Consider the following 21,758-nt stretch of genomic DNA (forward strand, 5'->3'; position numbering starts at 1 on the left):
TCTGTTGAACTTGATAGTTTCTAAAACAAAAACGAACTAATGTACGAGAGAATATTTATTAATGTGAATGGCTGTGTTGGTGATCATGTGAATGACTATGACCCCCTTGTGTTCCACCGTATGCGCCATCTTCGGGTTCAAAAGGTGCCATCTCTGTTGTCACCTTGGCCCCAAGGCCTTCCACCATGTCATCAAGCACGTGATCATGCTGATAACGCACCCATTCGGGTGTAATTTGCAACGGCACATGGCGATTACCCAAGTGGTAACAAACCCGAGCCAATAGATGTTTATCTTCGCAGTAAATTGTGGATACTTGTTCGTCGGCTGCCCGTACCTGTACTTCAATACCGTGCTCGCTAACTAAAATATCACCGTGGCGAAGCGTCTTACCTCGGGGTAAAAATAAGCCGGCATCTGAACCATCATCCAACGTCACTTTTAAGCGACTCTTAATTCTGGCGTGAATAGGCAAACTTAATGTCAGCGGTAATTCTTTTTGCTTGGCATCATCAGCCAAAATTATTTGAGTTAATACAATCATTGCTGCTCCCTAAAATAAAAAATATCGCTGTGCCATTGGTAACACTTCCGCAGGCTCGCAAACCAAGAGTTCACCGTTCGCCCTTACTTGATAGGTTTGGGAGTCGACCTCTATTTTCGGCTGCCAATCATTGAGCAGCATGTCGGCTTTTCGGATGTTGCGGCAATTTTTAGCGACACCAATCAAGCTTTGTAATCCCAACTCCTGATCAACGCCTCGCGACTTCGCTTCTCCCGACAAGAAAAGCATGGACGTGTTTTGTGATGCCTTTCCGTAACTGCCGAACATTGGTCGATAATGAACAGGCTGCGGCGTTGGAATCGATGCATTAGGATCACCCATTGGCGCTGCAGCAATCATGCCACCTTTGATAATCGCGCTTGGCTTAACCCCAAAGAATGCGGGTTTCCAAAGCACTAAATCCGCTAGCTTCCCGATTTCGACCGAACCGACCTCATGACCAATCCCGTGAGTGATCGCCGGATTTATGGTGTATTTCGCAACATATCGCTTCAACCGGAAGTTATCGCTGTAACTAGAATCTTCAGGCAAACTGCCACGCTGAACTTTCATCTTATGCGCCGTTTGCCAAGTCCGCGTGACCACTTCTCCCACTCGTCCCATGGCTTGAGAATCCGAAGCGATCATCGAAAATGCACCGAGATCATGCAAAATATCCTCTGCTGCGATGGTTTCGCGACGAATACGGGATTCAGCAAACGCAACATCTTCGGCGATGGAGGGCGATAAGTGATGACAAACCATCAACATATCAAGGTGTTCGTCAACGGTGTTTATCGTGTATGGGCGTGTTGGGTTAGTCGACGACGGCAGTACGTTCGACTCGCCACAAGCGCGAATAATGTCTGGCGCATGCCCGCCACCAGCCCCTTCGGTGTGATAGGTATGGATAACCCGATCACCGATTGCTGCCAGCGTCGATTCGACAAAGCCAGATTCATTTAGCGTATCGGTATGAATAGCAACTTGCACATCGGTCTCGTCAGCGACAGTCATGCAGTTATCAATCGACGCCGGTGCCGTTCCCCAGTCTTCATGCAGCTTTAGGCCAATCGCCCCTGCTGCGACTTGCTCGTGCAGAGATTCGGGCAAGCTAGCATTGCCTTTTCCAAGCAAGCCAAAATTCATCGGCATGGCATCGAGCGACTCTAGCATGCGATGAATATTCCACGGCCCCGGCGTACAAGTTGTTGCATTCGATCCGGTTGCAGGCCCGGTACCACCACCGATCATGGTCGTTACACCGGAACACAAAGCCTCTTCCACCTGCTGCGGGCATATATAGTGGATGTGCGAATCAATCCCGCCAGCGGTAATAATCGAACCTTCACCGGCCATGATTTCGGTGCCAGGTCCAATAATAATGTCTACGCCTGATTGCACATCAGGGTTACCCGCTTTACCAATCGCGCAAATACGGCCATGCTTGATGCCAATATCTGCTTTAACAATTCCCCAGTAATCAAGAATAACAGCATTGGTGATCACCATATCCGGCGTATGCTCAGAGGCTAACTGACTCTGTCCCATGCCATCACGGATCACCTTGCCGCCGCCAAACTTCACTTCATCACCGTAGCGGGTGTAATCCTTCTCGACTTCTAACCACAGCTCGGTGTCAGCCAGTCTTAACCTGTCACCCACTGTGGGGCCAAACATTTCGCCATAAGCCTGACGCGATATTGTTGCCATCTAACGCTCCACATCCTTGTTTAAGCCATTTGTTTGTTTAAATGCTGCAACGCTACCCATCACCTTGCCTTGAAAGCCGTAAATGGTTTGCGTCCCGCCGAAACTCACTAATTCAACCGTTCGGCTTTGGCCTGGCTCAAAGCGTGTTGCTGTTCCGGCTGCAATGTTTAAGCGAAAGCCAAGAGTGGCATCCCGGTCGAAATGCAATGCGTCATTCACTTCATAGAAGTGGTAGTGAGACCCAATTTGAATTGGGCGGTCGCCATGGTTTTCAACTTTTACTGACACTGTCGGCATACCGACATTTAATTCAATGTCCCCAACCGCAGACTGCAATTCGCCAGGAATCATTGGGCACGTTTGTTCACTTGTCCTTGTCATCGTTATGTCCTTAGCAGCTATACAATGGGATCGTGGACAGTAACGAGCTTGGTGCCATCGGGAAAAGTAGCTTCCACTTGCACATCGTGGATCATGGCAGGTACGCCTTCCATGACATCATCAACCCCGAGAATAGTCCGACCTAAATCCATCAGTTCAACCACGGTCTTCCCTTCCCGCGCACCTTCCATAATGGCAGCGCTAATCAAGGCGACCGACTCGGGGTAGTTCAGTTTTAGTCCTTTCTCTTTTCTTCTTTCAGCCAACAACGCTGCCGTAAATAGCAACAGCTTATCTTTTTCTCTCGGTGTTAATTCCATTTACTCTTTTGCTCCTTCAGCACCGTATTCTTATGTTGCCCATATCCGTGGGGCACTTGGCTCTTCATCGAACCATTCTTGCCTTGCGGCTTGCCATACTTGGGTAAACAACTGCATGATTTCCTCGCTGTTATTTGCCAAAGCCCGTACCGCCAGTACGCGATGCTTGCCTGATAACGAGGTGATTTCACTCACCCCTGCCACGCCATGTGCACTGTTTAGGAATGTTTTATTCCTATTAAGCAACTCCTGTACCAAAGTGCATAGGTTTTCAGATCCACCTGTAATAAAAAGCGAACCAATCATTGAATAACCGCGTAATCCGGCGCTTCCTTGGTGTAAATCTCCACCTTGAACATTTAATTGTTCCGCCAATACCAGCTCATTACCTACCTTTAATCGGGTACAACCGACAACGCTCCCCATTTTGAAGCCCTCTTTTAGTGCAGGCCGTCCAAAACAGTGCATTTCCCAACCGATAAATCGGCCACCCTCTTCTATCTCAATCTCCGTATCCATTCGCACATTGGCATCGGGAAAATAGATGTTTTCTTGAGGGAGCCACTCCAGCATCGCACCTGTGGCAACATGAAGTTGTTGTTTTTGATAGGCATAAACACCTTCCGAGCGATAGAACTTTGTTGCCCCCGGCGTTGTCACCAAGGCTTGTGCTTCGGCCTCCACCTTGGTACTAATCAGCAATTTGTCACCACCAACCACGCCACCAGGTGGGTGCAATAAGTACACATGACAAATGCCACCTTCAGGGTACAGCGGCCGTTGCACCGCTAAGGGCCCGTGCTGTTTGCGGTGCTTAAGGTGGGTCTTATTGCTAGTGCCATTACCCGCAGGGGCAAAACCCAGCTCTAGCGATGCACGCCAGCCGGACTGCTGTTCTAAGTCAGCAGCTTCCGGCTTGCTTGTTACCGCAGCAATTTTAGGTTCGGAGGTAGGGCTAATTGGTCGTTCAACATCAAGGGCAACATCAACACTCATACCGTGAGGTACTCCTTTACTAACTGGTCAGAAAGATCATCCATTTCACCGTTGGCAACAACCCTTCCCCGATCCATCAGGCAAAAGTTATCGCCAACCTTTCTAGCAAAAGGCAATTTCTGTTCCACAAGTAACACGGTCAGCCCTAATTCTTGATTGAGCTTACGAATAATATCCCCTATTTCTTGCACGATATTGGGCTGGATCCCCTCTGTTGGCTCATCAAGAATTAACAAGCTTGGGTTAATCACCAATGCCCTTCCGATAGCCAGCTGCTGTTGCTGACCACCAGAAAGATCCCCCCCACGACGGTGACGCATTTCTTTCAGCACGGGAAACAACGAATAGATCAGTTCAGGGATCTTGCGATCCCCTCTTTTACGAATCGGCAGGCCAATCTGTAAGTTTTCTTCAACGGTGAGCAAAGGGAAAATTTGCCGGCCCTGGGGGACATAGCCAATGCCATGCCGAGGACGACTCTCTGCCGAATGAGACGCGATATTCTCGCCATTAACGACAATCTCCCCATCCTTTATAGTTTGCAGCCCCATGATGCACTGTAACAACGTTGTTTTACCGACTCCGTTGCGACCCATAAGTACGGTGCATTTCCCTTCATGTATTGATAAATCCAAGTCCCACAAAGTATGGCTCTGCCCGTAAAATTGATTCAGTCCTTTGATTGCTAACATGATTATTCTCCGAGATAGACTTCTTTAACTTTTGGGTTGGATTGAATGTCGCTCATATTGCCTTCAGCCAATACATGTCCTTGGTGAAGTACGGTGACGGTAGAAGCGATTGAACGGACGAAGTCCATATCATGTTCAACTACCACCACAGAATGCTCCCCGGTCAAAGAGTTAAGCAACTCGGCCGTGCGATCCATTTCTTGGTGAGTCATACCAGCAACAGGCTCATCCACCAGCAAAAGCTTTGGCTTTTGCATCAAGAGCATGCCAATTTCCAGCCACTGCTTTTGGCCATGAGATAAATTGCCGGCCATCAATTGGGCATGGTCTTGCAAGCCGATCAATGCCATTACTCGTTGGATTTCATCTTGCTGCTCGCCATTGAGCGTGGCGCGGAATACCCCCCAGACACTGCGTACCCCGGTCATTGCCAATTCCAGGTTATGCCAAACCGACAGGCACTCGAATACCGTTGGCTTTTGGAACTTACGCCCTATGCCGATATTCGCAATCTCGGCCTCATCCATCTTCAACAAATTGATCTTTGACCCTAACCAAACTTGGCCCGTGTCTGGGCGTGTTTTGCCTGTAATGATGTCCATCATGGTGGTTTTACCCGCCCCATTCGGACCAATGATGCAGCGCAGCTCGCCTTCACGAATATAGAGATTCAAGTCGTTGATGGCTTTAAAGCCATCAAAGGTTTTATTGACCCCTTCTAAATACAACAACACGTTGTGGCGAGTATCTATCAAAGGGTTTTCTTGCGGCTTAAGAAAATCAAACACCTGCTCACGATTAACAAACTGACTTACAGAATGGCTTATTGCGTTCATGCTGTGGCCTCCTTCTCTTCAGCCCTATCCTTTTTGATACTTTCAAACAGCCCAATCACACCTTTAGGCAAGAAGATGGTGGCCAAGACAAACAAGCTGCCCAACACAAACAGCCAAACTTCGGGAAATTCGATAGTGAACCAGCTCTTGGCATAATTGATAAGCAAGGCACCAACCACTGCACCGAACAAGGTTGCACGCCCTCCTAGTGCTACCCACACCACCACTTCAATGGAGTTAAGCGGCGCAAATTCCCCAGGGTTGATAATGCCTACTTGCGGGACATACAAGGCACCAGCAATACCTGCAATCACTGCCGATAACACAAAGATCCACAGCTTGAATTTATCAACGTTATAGCCAATAAACCGTACTCGCGATTCAGCATCACGGGTTGCCACCGCCACTTTACCCAACCGGCTGGCAATCACTGCCCGGCATACTAAATAGCTCGCCATGAGTGCGATAACAGTGGCAACGAACAGGCCAATGCGAGTCGACTGTGCTTGCAAGCTAAAACCAATAATTTCCTTAAAATCGGTTAAGCCGTTATTTCCTCCAAAGCCCATCTCATTTCGGAAGAAAGCCAGCATCAGCGCAAACGTCAACGCCTGCGTCATAATCGACAAATACACGCCTGAAACACGGGAGCGGAATGCAAGATAACCAAACACCCAAGCCAGCACGCCCGGCACTAGCACTACCATAAGGCAAGCAAACCAGAACAGATCAAAGCCATGCCAAAACCAAGGCAGCTCTTTCCAATTCAAGAACACCATAAAGTCAGGTAAGAGTGGATCGCCATACACCCCACGATCGCCGACTTGGCGCATCAGGTACATGCCCATGGCATAGCCGCCCAAGGCGAAAAAGGCACCATGACCCAAACTTAGAATCCCCAAGTATCCCCAAACAAGATCAACCGCCATCGCCAGCAAGGCATAGGTCAGGTATTTCCCCAATAACGAGATAGTGTAAGTTTCGACATGCAGGAAATGCCCTTGCGGTACCAGCAAGTTAAGTGCAGGAATAAGAAAGCCTGCGACCAATAGCAGTGACAACATGACTTGGCCGCCACGATCATCTTTTAAAATTGAGCGGAACATCGGTTAGCCCTCCACCGCACGGCCACGCTGTGGGAATAGTCCACGGGGGCGTTTTTGAATAAAGAGAATAATGAAAACCAGCACCAGTATTTTTGCCAACACCGCACCAGCCCATGGTTCAAGTAGTTTGTTGAACATGCCTAGGCTCAAGCCTGCCACCAGGGTTCCCCATAAATTGCCAACACCACCGAACACCACAACCATGAAAGAGTCGATAATATAGCTTTGCCCCATATTCGGACCGACGTTGGTCAATTGTGATAAAGCCACACCAGCAACACCCGCCACACCAGAGCCCAAGCCAAATGTCATCGCATCGACCCACTCAGAACGTACGCCCATCGCTTTCGCCATCGCACGGTTTTGCGACACGGCACGCACCTGCAAACCCAGAGGTGTTTTCTTCAATACCAATACCAAGGCAGTAAATACAAACAGGCAAAAAATGATGATGTAGAGTCGGTTATAGGTTAGGGACAACATTGGATTAATCTCCAACATCCCCGTCATCCAATCAGGTGTGCTTACCGAACGGTTTAATGGCGAGAAAATGGTTCGAACGGCTTGCTGCAAAATGAGGCTGATACCAAATGTAGCCAATAAGGTTTCCAACGGACGGCCATATAAGAAGCGGATCACCCCTCGCTCAATCGCTATCCCCACCAAGCCTGAGACCACAAACGCCACGGGAATCGAAAGCACCAAAGAAAGGCCGATTTGGTTAGGGAGTAACTGCTGCATAACATAGGTGGTATACGCCCCTAGCATGATCAGCTCTCCGTGCGCCATATTGATCACGCCCATCACACCAAAGGTAATCGCCAAGCCTATTCCCGCGAGCACCAACACCGATCCCAAGCTCAAGCCAAAAAACAGGGTTTCAGCAACGTTATACACCCGCTGACTCTGCTCGTAACTTGCAACCGCTTGTTCAAGCTCTTTAACCAAAACGGTATCAGGGCTTGCTTTGGCCAGCTCCACATCCAGCGCCGAGTTGATTGCCCTGAATACACTAGGCTCCAATGAATCTGACAGGGTTTCGATGGCTTGGAGTCGTAGCGTCGAGTCATCAGATTCCAACGGCTCCCTTGTTAACCGATCCATTGCAAGTATCAACGCCAAATAGTCTTTTACTTGTTCGGAAGTCTCTTTTGGGTAAGCCTCTTCAACAAGGCTAATCACGGCATCACTACTATTCCCCAGCAAGCGCTTTGCAGCGCTTAACCGCTCAGCGTCCGATTCAGCACTCAGCTCGATCTTGGCAATACCGATACGGATAGTTGAGCGCAGGCGGTTATTCAGCCCGACTTTACGAAAATCACGTTTATTGTCGATAACCACCTGGCTGTTGTCGAACAACCGAGTAGCAGTGTCGCCTTGTTTCAATTGCTCAATAAAAAATAGCTGGTTGTTTTTTCGGTGATAAAAAACGTCCCCAGCTATCAAACCTTTAAGCAAAGTAGCAGTTTGCGATGGTTGAGCGTGGATCACCCACTCAATCGCTTGCTGCTTTTTGGTGAAGTTGCGTTGAGAAAGTTGTTTTTCAACGCTTTGAAAATCGTTAACAGCGGCATAAGAAAAGAAAGGAAATAAACCAACCATACAAAGCGCAGCTAGCAATAGTGCAGGAAACTGCAAGGTCTTTATTGCCCTGCGATATTTTGGCATCACCCCAAAAAGGCAGTACCAATTATTCATTATCATCATTTATCTTCCATGAAAGCAGGTAACGGAAACACCCTTTCGCGGCGCTTACAGCAATACCATTTAAAACAGTATTAGATGCAGCGCCGAAAGTGGTTTACATAACTAATTCACATTCAACCGATTAAGGTATATTCGATCGACCTTGGTAAACTCGATCTATCTTGATAGTTTCTACCTATTTAGCGCCGGCACACTTACCCGTCACAACGTTAAAGCTGCCGCACTCTAGGGGCTTAAGCCAGCTTGCGTACAAGTCTTTTGACCCTGGTAGATAGCTAGACCAAGCGTCACCGGCCACAACGCCGGTTGTTTCCCAAACTACGTCAAACTGGCCGTCTTCCTGAATTTCGCCCAACAAGACAGGCTTGGTGATATGGTGGTTTGGCATCATGGTTGCGTAGCCACCGGTTAGGTTGGGTACGGTCACACCAATAATGGCTTGCTGAATAGCATCGGAATCTGTCGTCCCGGCCTTCTCAACGGCTTGCGCCCACATGTTAAAGCCAATGTAGCTGGCTTCCATCGGGTCGTTGGTGACTCGGTTGTCGTCTTTGATAAACGTCTGCCACTTCTCGACAAAGTCTAGGTTCTCGTCGGTATCGACGCTCATGAAGTAGTTCCATGCGGCCAGGTGCCCCACCAAGGCCGAGGTATCCATACCTGATAGTTCTTCTTCACCCACCGAGAACGCGACGACAGGAATGTCTTCAGCCGAGACCCCTTGAGAAGCGAGTTCTTTATAGAAAGGGACATTGGCATCACCATTGATGGTCGATACCACAGCGGTCTTCTTACCTGTCGCACCAAACTTCTTGATATCAGATACAATTGACTGCCAATCTGAATGACCAAATGGCGTGTAGTTAATCATGATGTCGCTCTTCGCAACACCTTTAGACTCGAGATAGGCTTCTAGGATCTTGTTGGTAGTACGCGGATAGACATAATCCGTCCCCGCTAATACCCAACGTTCTACTTCCAACTCATTCATGAGGTAATCAACGGCAGGGATGGCCTGTTGGTTTGGCGCTGCACCGGTGTAGAACACGTTCTTGGAAGATTCTTCCCCTTCGTACTGCACCGGATAGAACAACAAGCCGTTCAGTTCCTCAAACACAGGCAACATGGATTTACGTGATACCGAGGTCCAGCCACCGAAAACCACATCCACTTTTTCTTTCTCAATGAGCTCTCGGGCTTTTTCAGCAAATAGCGGCCAATTAGAAGCCGGGTCGACCACCACGGCCTCCAATTTCTTACCTAGCAGGCCGCCTTTTTCATTTTGATCTTCAACCAGCATAAGAATGGTATCTTTCAACGTGGTTTCACTGATTGCCATGGTGCCAGAAAGGGAATGAAGTACCCCAACCTTAATTGTTTCTTCAGCGGCGTAAGCCGGCAGCGTGCCCATTAACGATGCTACCGCACCCACCAAAACACCTTTAAAAGCCTTTTTAGACATACCTGTATGCTCCTTGCAAATAACTAAGTCGTTGTTTGTATACAGAGCAAGCATCGCGCCAAGTCATTAATTAATTCCTCACTGCTTCAATAATGATTAAGTTTCAATTAGTTAAGATAGCCAGCAGCAAAAAGACGATGATATTGAAGAAGGCAGCCCAGTAAACATGAAGGTGCAGGCTCATTAATTTGGTGCATATCTTAGTAGACACGCTGCACACATTTAAGGCGTGGCATGAGTGCAATGCACTAGATCGGGCCAAACATCACCACCTATACCCAAAGTAGCTTGGGTATATAACCCGGATTAATCGTGGCTATCACGCCTCTTCAACCCTGATCAGCTAATATTGCTTACAGAGCTAATACCAATTTGGATAAGTACAACAATTAGCCAACTGTGTAGCAATGCTGAACTATTGCGCTTTTTTTAAGTCAGAATTTCATATTCTGTTTTTGACTGTTTGTATTTAAAGGACAAAACCCATGTTGACGTCGACCTTCCAACAACTTCAAACTTACCTGAATAGTCAGGTAATTGGTCAGCCTGCACTTGTTAAACAGTTAATGATTGCCCTACTTGCTGACGGCCACATCCTTGTAGAAGGCCCGCCAGGACTTGCCAAAACCCGTGCTGTTAAAGTGCTATCCGACTGTATCGAGGGGAGCTTCCACCGTATTCAATTTACCCCTGACCTTCTACCTGCCGACTTAACCGGTACGGATATATTCCGTCCAGAAACCGGCGAGTTTTCTTTCCAGCCAGGTCCGATTTTCAATGCCTTGATCCTGGCCGATGAAATCAACCGTGCGCCGGCCAAGGTCCAAGCCGCCATGCTTGAAGCCATGGCTGAAAAACAGATCACCGCAGGGCGTAAAACCTACCCACTGCCGGATTTATTCTTGGTAATGGCAACACAAAACCCAATTGAGCAAGAAGGGACTTACCCACTCCCTGAAGCCCAGCTTGACCGCTTCCTGCTTCAACTCAACGTGGAATACCCTGATGCAAGCAGCGAGCTTGAAATCCTTCGCTTGAACCGCGGTGAAGCGCTGGGTGTCGAAAAAGCCGAAGCGGTACAAATTTCACAGCAAAATATCTTTGCCGCACGCAAGGCAATCCTTAACATCCATATGGCCGAAGATGTCGAGCAGTACATTATCCGACTCACCATGGCGACCCGCGAACCAACCCGTTACAGCGATGAGCTGGCTAGTTGGCTGCAAATGGGTGTCAGCCCGCGTGCAACGTTGGCGTTAGACCGTTGTGCCCGAGCCCATGCATGGCTTGATGGCCGTGATTATGTCGTGCCGGAAGACATTCAGCAGATGGCCTACCCTGTGTTGCGTCACCGCCTATTGCTTAGCTATGAAGCCCAAGCAGAAGGCATCGCTGCCGACACTATCATTTCGACTCTGATTGCTCAGGTGGCTTGCGCATGACAGAAACAACGATAACGTCGCTGCTTCCTGCACACAGTGATGGCGTTAATCTTTGTCTGGCTGAGTTGCTTCTATACAAGAATCAGTCTGTGCGTTGGCTGCCGCCGGCACAGAGTGTTTGGTCACAATTAAACGGGCAACACCAAAGCCGCAAGAAAGGCAGAGGGATGAACTTCTCTGAGGTTCGCCCGTACCAAGCGGGTGATGATATCCGCGCTATTGACTGGCGCGTCACCGCAAGGACAGGAAAGACCCATACCAAGCTGTTTGATGAAGAGCGCGAACAACCGGTGATGATTTTGGTTGATCTCAGTGCCAGTATGAATTTTGGTACCCAGCTCATGTTGAAATCGGTACAAGCCGCGCATTTTACTAGCCTATTAAGCTGGTTAGCCGTGAGCGAGCAAGATCGTATCGGTGCCATAGTCTATAACGGCCACCGCCTATTTGAATGTAAGCCAACTGCCCGCCAACAGGGTCCGCTTTCAGTGATCAATGCACTGCTTGAAGCGCATCAGTATGAAAATAGCAGTCAAACCATGCCATTCTCTCACGCACTCAAGCACTTGCACCATCTTTGCCCTAAAGGCAGCGAGATCGTGATCATCAGCGACTTCTACCAGTTACAAGAAGCGGATAAGCGCCGCTTGAGCCAGCTGCGCCAACACAACCGCATCCAGTTTGTGCAAGTATCCGATCCGCTTGAGCAAGGTCAAACCCAATTCAACGGTGTCGAATTTGTTGCCGACAGCACCCAATCTGCTTGGTTAGACTTCTCGGCCAAGAAAACCCGTGATGGGCTTAGCGAACAGTACCAACACCACCAGCAATTTATACAACGCATGTGTAAAAGCCTCGCGATGCCGCTACACCTACTCTCGGCAGCAACGCCATTGATGTCGCAGTTGGGTCACAAAGCACAAGGAGGTCGTCATGACGAATGAACAAGCCACGCCTCTGTTGCCTTTGGCTGATTTGCATCTGCCCGAAGCACCCGGTGTTTGGCCACTGGCGTGGGGTTGGTGGGCCGTGATTATCCTAGGGCTAGTTATAGCCGCCTTTGTCTTGGTAAGGATAAGAAAAGCCAATGCGGCAAATAAAGCACGCAAGGAAGCGCTAAACCAACTTAAGCAATTGAAGCAGGCGGGATCGTTTAATCAGCTGAACTTGCTGCTGCGCCAAGTGGCGATGTCTTACTACCCTCGCCAGGATGTAGCCGGTTTAACGGGCACCCAGTGGCTCGCCTTTCTTGATAGCTCGCTGCCCGCTCCTCAGCGAGGGTTCGAAGCACTGGCCAAACAGTGGCAACAGGGATTATTTTCCAATCAAGCCTTGTCAGAAAGTGACTTCAATGCCTGCTACAAACAAGCAGAGTTGTGGATGAAAAAAGCCAAATTCAATCAAGAGGTAAGCGATGTTTGAGTTTCTATGGCTTTGGGCGTTTGCTATGCTGCCGCTTCCTTGGTTTGTCTATCGGTTTAGCAAACCTGCGGTAGAACCTTCCGCCATACGTCTACCCAAATTACCGGAAGGCTTAGGCCAAAAACAGCAAAAAAGCCGCTGGCTAGCAGGGCTCATGGCGGTTGCTTGGATCAGCCTGATTGCGGCCATTGCACGCCCCGTTTGGTACGGCGATCCTATTGAGATCAGCCCCGATCACCGCGATATGATGCTGGCGGTAGATCTATCAGGCTCAATGTCGATTGAAGATATGATCACCAACAATGGTGACAGCATCGATCGTCTTACCGCAGTAAAACAAGTGCTGCACGACTTCATTGGTAACCGTAAAGGGGATCGCCTTGGTCTGGTGCTATTTGCCAACCACGCCTACTTGCAAACCCCACTGACTTTTGACCGCAATACCGTACAACAACAGCTTGACCGCACCGTGTTGGGCCTTATTGGGCAGAGTACGGCCATCGGTGAGGGGCTGGGTATTGCAACCAAGACTTTCATTAACAGCGAAGCCCCGCAGCGGGTGATTATCTTGCTCAGTGATGGTGCGAATACCGCAGGGGTGATTGATCCTATTGAGGCCGCAGAACTCGCTGCCCGAAGTGATGTCACCATCTATACGGTGGGTGTGGGTGCAGAAGAAATGGAGCAACGCACCTTCTTCTCAACCCGTACTGTTAACCCGTCACAAGATCTCGACGAGCGCATGCTAACCCGTATTGCTGAAATGACGGGCGGCCAGTACTTTCGCGCCCGCAACCCGCAAGAGCTAAACAACATTTATCAACTTATCGATCAAATGGAACCTATCAACACCGCCCAACAAACTTGGCGCCCGCAGCAAGAGCTTTTCCGCTTCCCGCTAGCCTTGGCTGTTTTGCTTTCTGTTGTCATCATGGTTATGAGGAAGCGACATGGCTAATTTTACATTTCTATACCCGCTCTGGCTCATTGCCTTGCTGCCGTTGGCACTCCTTGTACCTTGGCTGAGTCGAGGTAAATCAAAGCAGGGGCTGATAGCCCCCCACCTCGCCGAGCGACTTGGCATCAGCCAAAGCAAGCAAGTAAATAAACTGCCTTGGCTTGGCACCTTCTGGGCAATTGCTGTCATCGCCATGGCTGGCCCTAGTTGGCAGACCAACACCCTACCCGCCTACAGCATTTCTGGTGCTAGGGTACTGGTAATGGATATGTCGCGCTCGATGTATGCCACCGACATCACGCCAAATCGCCTAACCCAAGCCAGGTTCAAAGCGCTGGATATGCTGCCGGGCTGGAAAGAAGGTACAACAGGGCTAGTTACCTACGCCGCCGATGGTTACACCATCAGCCCATTGACCCAAGATAGCAGCACCCTATCGAACCTGATCCCACACCTGTCTCCGGAAACCATGCCAATTCAGGGCAGCAATGCCGCGGCGGGTATCGAGGAAGCGATCAACCTGCTGAAACAAGCAGGCCACCAGCAAGGTGACATCATCTTGATCAGCGATGGCTTGAGCGACAGGGAATCTAACGCAGTCAATGCATTGCTTGCCGGTAGCCAATACCGACTCTCTATCTTGGCGGTAGGCACTACCCAAGGAGCCCCGGTTAAGCTGCCAGACGGGCGCCTACTAACCAACAGCCAAGGAAAAACGGTGGTCGCAAAAGTCGATCTTGATACCCTGCTACCACTTACACGCACTACAGGCGGTCAGCTAGAACTGTCACGAGCAAACAATGCGGATGTTGACCGTATTGTGGCGCTGACAGCAACACCTCGCGAAGCGGCTAACGAAAGCAAGGAAAAAGAGCTCAACGAACGATTGAATAACGGCTTTTGGCTCCTAATTCCTTTGGTCGTCATTGCCTTGTTTGGCTTTCGACGCGGCATTGTGCTCGCCGTGCTTGTTACTGTTATGCCTTTTGATCCAGCCTATGCGGCTTCATGGCAAACACCCTTTAAAAACAGTGATACCCGAGGGTTTGAACTCTACGAACAAGGGAATTTTGCTGAAGCTGCAGATCAATTTGAGTCTCCGGCTTGGAAAGGAGCAGCCCAATACAAGGCCGGCGAGTTTGAACAGAGTATCGAGACATTGTCGCCACTTGATGATCTAAACTCCCGCTATAACCTCGCCAATGCTTATGCGCAAACACAGCAGTTTGACCAAGCAATTGACCTGTATCAGTCCATTCTTGAGCAAGATCCTACCAATGGCGATGCGAAGCGAAATCTTGAGCTAGTCAAGCAGCTAAAGGATCAGCAAGAGCAGCAGTCTGATCAAGACCAAGAATCGGGTGATCAGAGCCAGGAGGACCAGCAAACAGGTGACAGCTCAGATCAGAACCAACAAGGGCAAGATCAGCAGTCCCCTTCAGATGGTCAGCAAGAAAATAGCTCCCAAAGCGATTCTCAGCAACAAAATCAGGAAGGCAAGGATTCTGAGCAGTCTGACGCTGCACAGCAAAACTCTGAACAACAGGGCTCGAGTCAAGAAGGTTCGCAGCAGTCTGGATCAGAGCAACAAAATGCGGATCAGCAAGGGGCTGAGCAGAGCGATTCCCAGCAACAAGCATCTGCACAGCAAAACTCAGCCCAAGAACAGGAAACTCTAGAAAATGATGCGGCCCAAAACGATGGTGATGAACAAGATAGCAGCCAAACTGACGCTAACTCGCTAGCCAGCGAACAGCAAGCGGATCGCGACGGCGACGAAGAAGCTCAGGCTGTGCAAGCCGCTGGAGAGGATGGGAGCAGTGGTATTTCTGCCAGTGACCCTGTTCTCAAGAAGCTGGAACAAATCCCCGATGATACTGCAGCGCTAATCCGCGCACAGATGATTTTGCAAGCAAGACAAAAACAAGCTCCTGAAGCGACGGAAAACTCATGGTAACAGCAATGACACCACAACTTACTCAACCACAGCGCTCACTCTTGCCTCGAAGAGTCAGCCTATTCGTGCGCTATTTCCTTTGTCTACTGATGTTCACCTTTAGTTTGCAAAGCTATGCTGCACAGGCAATCGCCACCGTTTCAAAAAATGTGGTCGGCGTTAATGAAGTCTTTCAGCTAAAAGTTTCGATAGACGACAACGTTAATACCAGTTCACTGGATCTCTCGCCGCTAGGCGAGCACTTCAACTATGGGACTCCTTCGGTAAGTAGCGGTACCTCGATAGTTAATGGCGTCGTCACGCGCAGTACCGAGTGGACTGTTGCCGTTGCCGCTAAAGAAATTGGTGAATGGACTATCCCGAGCTTTCGCATCGGGGCAACCGAGACGGATCCTATTACCATTACTTCGCTTAAATCCGCAAACAGCACTAATGGCGGTACAGCAAAGCCTGATATTCATCTCGATTTTGATATTGATAAAGACAGCTTGTACATCGGCGAAAGTATCCGCTACACAGTACGCATTCGTATTGGCGAACAACTCAGCCAACCAACCCTCATCGCGCCATCTGGCGAAGGGCTTGAAGTAAAGCAAAATGGTGATGACCGCCAAACCGAAACCGTACTCAACGGTAAGCGCTACATTATTATCACTCGCGACTACCAAATTACGGCAAATAAAGCAGGGGACATCCTTCTGCGCGGTGCCCAGTTCAAAGGCAATGTGATTAAAGGAAGCCGTGGTTTCGGCTCGACCTTACGGGTACCACTTGACCTTCAAACCCAAGACATCACGCTGGCAGTGACAGACAAGCCAGCCGATTACAAAGGGTTATGGCTACCAACTGAAGACTTGGTGCTTGAGCAAGACTGGCAGCCACAGACTGAGACGGTCAAAGTCGGCGAGCCAATCAGCCGTACCATTACGCTGAAAATTAAAAATGCTGAACAAAGTACGATGCCGAATCTCAGCCTGAACTACCCAAGCAATGTTCGGGTTTATGATGAGAAGCCAATTTATGGTAGCGATGCTGGTTATACCACAATGACAGTAAAGCAGGTGATCATTGCTCGTAACGAAGGGAATGTCAGCTTACCGCCGTTAACGATTAACTGGTGGAATACATCAACCAACCGTCAAGAGAGCAGCAAAATTGAAGGGTTTGAGCTAAGCGTACAGGCAGGGGAAACCGGTAATAACGCCCTACCTTTACAGCCTGCTCCTGATGTAGCACCAACGGCTAACCAGCCAACCCCTCAACCTGTTTCGACAGAGACCAGCAGCAACTGGTGGCCGTGGTTGAGTTTGGTGCTATTCATTCTTTGGGTTGGGACGATCAAATTGTGGCTCAACGAACGTAAGAAGCACCCTGTAGAGGTAGCCGACAAAGGGATGAAGGCAAACAACACTATCACGCCTGTGGCGGGTATGCTAAAAGCGGCAAAAGACGATCAGCCTATCCAGTTTCAGGCTTATTTTGACCAATGGCGAGCTGCCAACCCTGAGCATCCATCAACGACAGAAGTTAAGGCTGCCATCGAGCGATACATGCAACAGCAATACAGTAAAAGTGGTCTCGATAATGAATCAACATCTACGCTGATTACCTTGCTTGAATCACTCGAAAAGCAAAACAAAGTGCATAAAAATACGCAACAGAGTGCACTCTCACCACTTGTACCTGATGCCTAGCTGAACAAAATGTAACTTACACTAAAACCACAAAGCCCATGACATCATGGGCTTTTTTAACATTTGTACGACATTAACCACTACTTTCTCGCCCCACAGCAGTCCTGAATACTAGAGCCAGCAATGGCTTGAAAAGACACCACAAACAATTGTTAATTGCGCGTTAACCAATAGTTTCTAAAAACAAAGATAGAAATAGCCAGTAATTTCTGTTACAAAACATGACCGAAGCGAATTTAAATGCTTCACTATATAAATACAAATTATTCATATTCAGGATGTACCATGAATCAAACACAACCTTTCCTAGCCCGAATTGCGAATGGAAGTCTCGTAATCCAGATACTCATAGGTATCGTTGCAGGTATCCTTATCGCAACTGTCTCACCAGAAAACGCCATGAAAGTAGGCTTTCTTGGTGGACTTTTTGTTAGTGCCTTGAAAGCCGTCGCGCCAATTTTAGTCTTTATTTTGGTTGCGTCATCTATCGCCAACCAGAAGAAAGGCGCCCATACCAACATGAAGCCAATCATTGTGCTGTATATGTTTGGTACGCTAATGGCAGCATTAACCGCGGTAACCATGAGTTTCCTTTTCCCAACCACTTTGACTCTTGTTGCCAACACCGCAAGCGCGACCCCGCCAGAAGGCATCGCTGAAGTTTTGAATACCTTGTTATTCAAGATCGTTGATAACCCAGTAAATGCCCTAATGACAGGTAACTTCATTGGTATTCTTGCTTGGGCGATTGCACTTGGTTTTGCCCTACACCAAGCTAGCGATGCAACCAAGCAGGTATTCCACGACGTATCGAACGGTATCACTATGATTGTTCGTTTCGTGATCCGCCTAGCACCAATTGGTATTTTCGGCCTTGTTGCCAACACCTTCGCCGAAACTGGCTTTGATGCTCTGTTTGCTTACGGTCACCTACTAGCAGTACTACTTGGCTCAATGCTAATCATCGCGCTGGTTGTAAACCCAATCATTGTATTTGTGAAAACCAAAGAAAACCCATACCCATTGGTTCTTCGCTGTATCCGCGAAAGTGGTATCACCGCATTCTTTACCCGTAGTTCTGCTGCCAACATTCCGGTGAACATGCAGCTATGTAAAGATCTGGATCTTCACGAAGACACTTACTCGGTATCTATTCCTCTGGGCGCAACCATCAATATGGCGGGTGCTGCGATCACCATTACTGTACTAACACTTGCTGCAGTGCACACCATGGGCATTGAAGTTGATATTGCGACAGCTGTCCTACTGAGTGTTGTAGCAGCCGTATCGGCCTGTGGTGCATCAGGTGTCGCCGGTGGCTCGCTACTGCTTATCCCGCTGGCTTGTAGCTTGTTTGGTATCCCAAATGAAGTCGCAATGCAGGTTGTTGCGGTAGGCTTCATTATCGGGGTGATTCAAGACTCAGCCGAAACAGCACTAAACAGCTCTACTGACGTTATCTTTACGGCAGCAGCTTGTAAGGGTGCCGAAGCGAAATTGACCTCTGCGGAAACTGCATAACGTCAGTATTCGTTATTAAGAGCCAGTAACGTCGTTGATAGCAGTTCCGCTCTTAATATCAATTCGTGATGTTTTACGACTAATATAAAAAAATCCAGCCTTCAAAGGCTGGATTTTTTATTTGGTAGAAAGAGAGAACAACGAATTACCCTTCCCTATCGAACTTATTTCGTCATTTCAAAGCCAGGTACAAACACTTCTACACGACGGTTCTTCGCTCGACCTTCTTCCGTATCGTTTGGTGCAACAGGCTCAAGCTCACCTTTACCTTGCGCGACAATACGTGATTTATCGATACCAAAGTGTGTACCCACATACCCAGCAACCACTGCTGCACGTTCTTCAGACAGTGTCTGGTTATACTCTTCAGAACCACGGCTATCAGTGTGGCCTACAACATATAGCTGAGTATTTGGGTAATCAACCAATTGCTGGGCAACTGGCTGTAGCAAGTCAATATCAGCCTGAGTCAATGCGTCACTATCAAAGGCAAATGGCAAAGTTGCGCTGACTGCTTCAATTTGTACCACCTGTGGCTGCGGAGCCGGCTCTGGCATTGGCTCTGGCTCAGGTTCAATGATTGCCACCGGTGCTGGGGCTCCCCAATGGTAAACCAAGCCTAGACCATAGAAGTGAACATCACTTTCGCCCGGCTTATTTGCACCCTTGTCACCCACTTGGTTGTAATATTGATATTCCAATCGTGCGGAAAGATTATCGCTAAAATAGTACTCGGCACCGACACCCGCCGTTGCTGAAACACCGCTCTCATCTTGGTTGTTCACACCATTATCAGCATCGAAAATAAAACCACCGGCTTTGGCGTAAATGTCGAAAGACTTAGAAACTTCGTAAGTAAACTTACCGACAAAATCTAGCCCTTGGACTTCGAAACCATCATTTGCATAATCAGCCTGGCCAAGGTAGGTGTAACCACCTTCCAAGCCAAACCAAGAATTCACGTTGTAACCAATAAATACGCCGCCACCCCAATCGTCTTTATCTAGGTCTTGACCTTTTAATGGCTCCTCAACACTATCAAAGCTTGTTCCACCAATACGCGCACCGACGTACCATGGATTATCCGTTGCTGCTTGAAGAGTGCCTGAAATTAAAATAGCAAGTGGAAGCAATTTAACTACGTTATTCATAACTTACTGTCCCTATTTATTATATCGATCCAAGTCTTTTAGACATGCCACTACATAAATAGGTGTAGAACAAGAATTACCACTTTCCAAATATTTGGACTAAATATGATTGAAAAATAAGCAGCAAGTTCAAAATATTTGCTGCCTAACTTTGGAATGATGTTTATTAACCAGCTTGTCAGTATTATTTGCCAGTTATTTAATTATCAGTTCAACCTACTGTTCAGCCATTGCCTCTGCGGTTGCGTCTTCTACCGCTAAAAACAAATAGTCGACTTCGCCTTTTGGTGACGTCATCGGGTTGAGCGTGACATTCTGGTACATATATGGCGCTTGCTGAGTAATAGGGCGAACATTCCGGCACTTAAACAGGTACGGTCTCTGTCGCCAAATCAGGAAGCTGCGGCACCCTAATTCAAATACAGGTTTGGTTTTGGCTTCAAACCACGGCTGGGGGATTTCAGGGAAAAGCTCAAATATACTTTTGCCTATCGCCTCATGGGATTGCTTGCCGCTATGGTGGGTCATAAACCCATTCCAGACATGAACGGTATAGTTTCGATCTAAGACAACCAGGCCAACATCAACGTGCTGAACCATATCCACCATCCAATGAAACTGTTCGAATTCTGCTGGTAATGACAACATGATTAATCCCCATCCATTAAATAAGCCAATTTGTTATCCAATAAAGGCAGCGACTCATCGACGAACATCAACAATAAGTCACATTTAATCTCGGTGCCTTCAATGCCGTAACTGACTTCAAATGTCATGGTGCGACGCCAATTTCCTTCGGTTTTTTCAATCATGTTTTCTATCGGGGTATGTTGCCCCAATACTACCGGGTGGCTTTGGAAGAATTTCACCTCAGCTTGCTGGCCTAACCCTTTCAAAAAAGAGCCAACCAAAATATTGCTCACGTCCATTAACAGCTCAAGTTCGGTATCACTGCCTTCAACCGTTGGGTAATTCATCAACCCCACCAAGTCATGCACACTGGCATCGCTAAGCAATACCAATGCCTCGCCAGCAATCCCTTCCCCACTAAAGCCCTGACAAACACCCGACATCGTGCTGCTTGTCGCTAAGTGGCGCATCGTCATGTGCAGTTCGCTAACCTCAAACACATTTACGTTTGGCAATGGTAAATTAACGAAGACGTCGAAATGGCGGGCAAGTGAGTCTGCCGCACGACCAATCGCCACGTTAGCCACTTCCAGATAGACATCGCGCCTTCTTAGCGCAGGGGTAGTGACACGTTGGATTACCGCGTCAAAATTTGGCTCTGCCGGCGTAAGTAACGATTGCAGCAACGTTTTTAGGTGGGCTTTATCAACCGGCTTTTTAAGGAATTCGATGGCACCCAATGCTTTCACACGGGCTTGAGCCTGTGGCTGAATGTCGCCAGACACAACAATCACTTTGGTGTCATGGCTATATTGACCGCTTAGGCGCTGCTGTAATGCTTCCAGTGTTTGGTAGCCATCCATCTCTGGCATGGTCAAATCCAAAAACATCAAGTCGATGGGCTTACTGCCAAGCACCTCAAGTGCTTCCCGCCCGTTAACCGCAAAAGTCACCTCGGCTTCAATAGAAGACGGCAAGGCTCTTGCCATCTGCTTTCTTGCCAATGCTGAGTCATCACAAATAAGTATCGATGTCGCCATTATTTCCCCAATCAAGCTTGTGACAAATGAATCCGATATACCTAAGTTATTCCTAATAACCTTGGCTTATACGTTTTTGTAGTAAGGATCCATTCCTAGCACATCATAACAGCAGAACAGTGCACGGTCTGTACAAAATGCATCAAACCCACGTTTTGTAAGGGTTAGTGGCGAATAATTGACTCT

At 48.4% G+C, this 21,758-nt stretch carries 20 protein-coding genes; 7 read left to right on the forward strand and 13 right to left on the reverse strand.

Features of this window, described 5'->3' with window-relative positions; genetic code table 11:
* Positions 1-58: 58 nt before the first annotated feature.
* From ureE to urtA, 10 genes are all read right to left on the reverse strand, one after another.
* Positions 59-544, reverse strand: a complete 486-nt coding sequence (gene ureE, locus C9I98_RS00475; protein WP_036818886.1) for an urease accessory protein UreE — start codon at positions 542-544, stop codon at positions 59-61.
* A gap of 9 nt (positions 545-553) precedes the next feature.
* Positions 554-2,257, reverse strand: a complete 1,704-nt coding sequence (gene ureC, locus C9I98_RS00480; protein ID WP_036818889.1) for an urease subunit alpha — start codon at positions 2,255-2,257, stop codon at positions 554-556.
* Positions 2,258-2,638, reverse strand: coding sequence for an urease subunit beta (locus C9I98_RS00485; protein ID WP_036818891.1), 381 nt, complete (start codon positions 2,636-2,638; stop codon positions 2,258-2,260).
* A gap of 17 nt (positions 2,639-2,655) precedes the next feature.
* Positions 2,656-2,958: an urease subunit gamma gene (ureA, locus tag C9I98_RS00490; RefSeq protein ID WP_107271428.1), complete on the reverse strand. Its 303-nt coding sequence runs from the start codon at positions 2,956-2,958 to the stop codon at positions 2,656-2,658.
* Positions 2,959-2,988: 30 nt separating this feature from the next.
* On the reverse strand, positions 2,989-3,954 hold the full coding sequence (locus tag C9I98_RS00495; protein WP_051902192.1) for an urease accessory protein UreD: 966 nt from the start codon (positions 3,952-3,954) through the stop codon (positions 2,989-2,991).
* Positions 3,951-4,646, reverse strand: coding sequence for an urea ABC transporter ATP-binding subunit UrtE (gene urtE, locus C9I98_RS00500; protein ID WP_036822512.1), 696 nt, complete (start codon positions 4,644-4,646; stop codon positions 3,951-3,953). The genes C9I98_RS00495 and urtE overlap by 4 nt, the downstream gene beginning before the upstream one ends.
* A 2-nt stretch (positions 4,647-4,648) precedes the next feature.
* Positions 4,649-5,482: an urea ABC transporter ATP-binding protein UrtD gene (gene urtD, locus C9I98_RS00505; RefSeq protein WP_036822510.1), complete on the reverse strand. Its 834-nt coding sequence runs from the start codon at positions 5,480-5,482 to the stop codon at positions 4,649-4,651.
* Complete coding sequence (urtC, locus tag C9I98_RS00510; protein ID WP_107271429.1) at positions 5,479-6,588, reverse strand: urea ABC transporter permease subunit UrtC; 1,110 nt, start codon at positions 6,586-6,588, stop codon at positions 5,479-5,481. Before urtC ends, urtD begins: the two co-directional genes overlap by 4 nt.
* Positions 6,589-6,591: 3 nt before the next feature.
* A complete protein-coding gene (gene urtB, locus C9I98_RS00515; protein ID WP_051902669.1) occupies positions 6,592-8,190 on the reverse strand; it encodes an urea ABC transporter permease subunit UrtB in 1,599 nt (532 codons plus the stop codon).
* A 280-nt stretch (positions 8,191-8,470) separates the two neighbouring features.
* Positions 8,471-9,706 carry an urea ABC transporter substrate-binding protein gene (gene urtA, locus C9I98_RS00520; RefSeq protein ID WP_051902672.1) on the reverse strand — a complete coding sequence of 412 codons (1,236 nt, stop codon included), beginning with the start codon at positions 9,704-9,706 and terminating at the stop codon, positions 8,471-8,473.
* Between the two features lie 536 nt (positions 9,707-10,242).
* Between urtA and C9I98_RS00525 the strand changes: the two genes are divergently transcribed.
* The 7 genes from C9I98_RS00525 (at position 10,243) to sstT (ending at position 18,751) form a co-directional block, all read left to right on the forward strand.
* Entirely contained in the window at positions 10,243-11,199 is a 957-nt protein-coding gene (locus C9I98_RS00525; RefSeq protein WP_036831427.1) for an AAA family ATPase, read from the forward strand.
* Complete coding sequence (locus C9I98_RS00530; RefSeq protein ID WP_036831430.1) at positions 11,196-12,143, forward strand: DUF58 domain-containing protein; 948 nt, start codon at positions 11,196-11,198, stop codon at positions 12,141-12,143. The genes C9I98_RS00525 and C9I98_RS00530 overlap by 4 nt, the downstream gene beginning before the upstream one ends.
* On the forward strand, positions 12,133-12,621 hold the full coding sequence (locus C9I98_RS00535) for a DUF4381 domain-containing protein (RefSeq protein WP_036831433.1): 489 nt from the start codon (positions 12,133-12,135) through the stop codon (positions 12,619-12,621). The genes C9I98_RS00530 and C9I98_RS00535 overlap by 11 nt, the downstream gene beginning before the upstream one ends.
* Positions 12,614-13,579 (forward strand): vWA domain-containing protein, encoded by a 966-nt coding sequence (locus C9I98_RS00540; RefSeq protein WP_036831435.1) that lies wholly within the window; start codon positions 12,614-12,616, stop codon positions 13,577-13,579. Before C9I98_RS00535 ends, C9I98_RS00540 begins: the two co-directional genes overlap by 8 nt.
* Positions 13,572-15,536, forward strand: a complete 1,965-nt coding sequence (locus tag C9I98_RS00545; protein WP_107271430.1) for a vWA domain-containing protein — start codon at positions 13,572-13,574, stop codon at positions 15,534-15,536. Before C9I98_RS00540 ends, C9I98_RS00545 begins: the two co-directional genes overlap by 8 nt.
* A 5-nt stretch (positions 15,537-15,541) precedes the next feature.
* Complete coding sequence (locus C9I98_RS00550) at positions 15,542-17,230, forward strand: BatD family protein (protein WP_158262646.1); 1,689 nt, start codon at positions 15,542-15,544, stop codon at positions 17,228-17,230.
* 285 nt (positions 17,231-17,515) lie between these two features.
* Entirely contained in the window at positions 17,516-18,751 is a 1,236-nt protein-coding gene (gene sstT, locus C9I98_RS00555; protein WP_107271432.1) for a serine/threonine transporter SstT, read from the forward strand.
* Positions 18,752-18,915: 164 nt separating this feature from the next.
* Here the strand turns inward: sstT and C9I98_RS00560 are convergent, their stop codons facing one another.
* The 3 genes from C9I98_RS00560 to C9I98_RS00570 form a co-directional block, all read right to left on the reverse strand.
* On the reverse strand, positions 18,916-19,902 hold the full coding sequence (locus tag C9I98_RS00560; protein ID WP_107271433.1) for an outer membrane beta-barrel protein: 987 nt from the start codon (positions 19,900-19,902) through the stop codon (positions 18,916-18,918).
* 216 nt (positions 19,903-20,118) lie between these two features.
* Positions 20,119-20,550 (reverse strand): PAS domain-containing protein, encoded by a 432-nt coding sequence (locus C9I98_RS00565; protein ID WP_036825618.1) that lies wholly within the window; start codon positions 20,548-20,550, stop codon positions 20,119-20,121.
* 2 nt (positions 20,551-20,552) lie between these two features.
* Positions 20,553-21,572, reverse strand: coding sequence for a response regulator (locus tag C9I98_RS00570; protein ID WP_036827240.1), 1,020 nt, complete (start codon positions 21,570-21,572; stop codon positions 20,553-20,555).
* Between the last annotated feature and the right edge of the window lie 186 nt (positions 21,573-21,758).

It is taken from the genome of Photobacterium sanctipauli (genome assembly GCF_003026495.1).
Taxonomy (GTDB): Bacteria; Pseudomonadota; Gammaproteobacteria; order Enterobacterales; family Vibrionaceae; genus Photobacterium; species Photobacterium sanctipauli.